Genomic DNA, 2,043 nt, shown 5'->3' with positions numbered 1-2,043 from the left:
GATAAGCAAAGTTTTAATTCTTTAAGAATTTATAAATGTATAGTATACTTATATTATAATCATTGTCAGTTACGACGTATCAGTAGAATTATATGCGACAGGAGGGGATTGTATTGAATAGCAAATCAAAACAGGATCAAGTTATAAGCAATGATTCAATTTCACTTAATTCTTATGAAGAAATGGCTGAATATTATTTTAAATATGTAGATACAAAACCATTCAATGCCTATTATGAAAGACCTGCAACTATATCATTACTTCCACAGGTAAAGGGTAAGAAAATTTTAGATGCAGGTTGTGCAGCAGGGTGGTATACTAAATGGTTATTAGATAAAGGTGCAAGTGTAATAGCACTAGATTTTAGTCCAAATATGATAGAAATGACTAAAAAGAGAGTCGGAAATAGTGCTAAAGTTATAAAAGCTGATTTGAATGAACCGTTGGATTTTATTGAGGATGAATCGGTAGATATTGTTTTATCGTCATTGACACTTCACTATATTAAGAATTGGAATTTAGTAATGAGTGAATTTAATAGGATATTAAATAGTGATGGAGAACTTATTATATCTATTCATCATCCATTTATGGATTTTAGAGTATTTAACAGGGAAAACTACTTTTTAACAGAACTATTAGATGATGAATGGAATACTAATAATGCGAAAGTAAAGGTACGATTTTATAGAAGACCTTTAAGTGAGATTATTAACCCTATTATTGATGCAGGATTTATAATAGAAAGACTATTAGAACCTATGCCTATAGAAGAATTTAAAATTGCACATCCTAATACATTTGATAGATTAACTAAGAATCCTCAATTCTTATTTATAAGAGCAAAGAAATGTTAAGTTGAGATAGATTGTTGCATAATATTAGCAAACTATGACATATAAGCAAAGTTATATATTTATAAAAATATAAAATTTAAGTTAGGAGGTATTTCATATGATGTATCCTTATATTACATTAGCAGATGAGACTGAAATTACTCACTCTCATATAATTGAAGAAAATGATGTAAAGAAAGTAGAAGTTCACTTTGAGCGGCCAACAGAACATGGATTTGATACAGCAAGGTGTATTTTGCCTAATTATACTTGGATAAAAATAGAAGGTTATACTGATGAAGAAATTGAAAACTTCAATGAAATGCTTAGACATAATGCACATCTTCTATATAAATATGCCTCAATAGGGGGTATTCAAATTGCCTAGTCTTTTTAGAATAGGAGGATATTTGGTTTATTTCTGGTCTAATGAAAACTTTGAACCAATTCATGTTCATGTAAGCAAGGGAAAGCCTAGACCAAATGCTACTAAAATTTGGTTAACTGCTTCAGGTGGTTGTATCTTAGCTAATAATTCAAGCAAGATACCAACAAAGGAATTAAATAATATTTTAGAAATAATAGCAGCACAATACTTTTTAATATGTAAGGAATGGAAGGAGCACTTTAAAATAAATGAAATTAAATTCTATTGTTAAAATAATTTCATAATGTAACAAAATTGAGATAATGACACAGAAGGTAAGGTCTCCTGTGTCATTTCTGTTTATAGGGAGAGAGATAAATGGAAAATGGGTTATATGAAAAGGTAATAGATAATATGTCTAAAAAGAAGATTGCAAACAAGGAGTATAAAAAGACTAGAAATGTAGATAATAGCGAAATATCTAGAGTGCTTTCAATTACATATCAAAAAATAATTAGACAGACTCTTTTACGTATGGGTAGTAATACAGAAAGAGTAAAATTCATAGAAAATCTTAATAAGACTATAGGAATAGAGGGATTTGATTATGAGGATGAAAAATTCAAAGAGCTTTTAGCTATTCATAATGAGGAAAATGTCTTTGAACAATTAAATAAATATAGGCCAAAAACATCAATTTCTACAAGTACTCTATTTACAGGAAATTCGGGACCAACTTTGAAGAGTGAGTTAAGTAGAGAAATTAGAACAGCAGATGAAAATAATAAAAAGGAATTAAAATCCTTGCTTAGTATAAAACAAAAAGAGGATAATCCCTAT

The 2,043-nt window shown here is 28.7% G+C and carries 4 protein-coding genes; all 4 read left to right on the top strand.

Annotation, left to right across the window (positions count from 1 at the left end):
* Positions 1 to 113 precede the first annotated feature (113 nt).
* A complete protein-coding gene (locus VK998_RS06560; protein ID WP_325226743.1) occupies positions 114 to 857 on the top strand; it encodes a class I SAM-dependent methyltransferase in 744 nt (247 codons plus the stop codon).
* Positions 858 to 954: 97 nt separating this feature from the next.
* On the top strand, positions 955 to 1,224 hold the full coding sequence (locus tag VK998_RS06555) for a hypothetical protein (RefSeq protein ID WP_077369874.1): 270 nt from the start codon (positions 955 to 957) through the stop codon (positions 1,222 to 1,224).
* The gene (locus VK998_RS06550) at positions 1,217 to 1,495 is read left to right on the top strand and encodes a DUF4160 domain-containing protein (RefSeq protein ID WP_325226741.1); all 279 of its coding nucleotides are present in this window, start codon (positions 1,217 to 1,219) and stop codon (positions 1,493 to 1,495) included. The genes VK998_RS06555 and VK998_RS06550 overlap by 8 nt, the downstream gene beginning before the upstream one ends.
* 86 nt (positions 1,496 to 1,581) lie before the next feature.
* A partial coding sequence (locus tag VK998_RS06545; protein ID WP_325226739.1) for a hypothetical protein occupies positions 1,582 to 2,043 on the top strand: 462 nt, incomplete at its 3' end.

This window comes from Schnuerera sp., assembly GCF_035459645.1.
Lineage (GTDB): Bacteria > Bacillota > Clostridia > Tissierellales > Tepidimicrobiaceae > Schnuerera.
The sequence above is the reverse complement of the archived record's forward strand: the minus strand, read 5'-3'. Positions and strand labels throughout refer to the sequence as shown.

Excerpts from the sequence above, each read along its gene's own strand:
- VK998_RS06555 (WP_077369874.1), top strand. The coding sequence starts at position 955 with ATGATGTATCCTTATATTACATTAGCAGATGAGACTGAAATTACTCAC.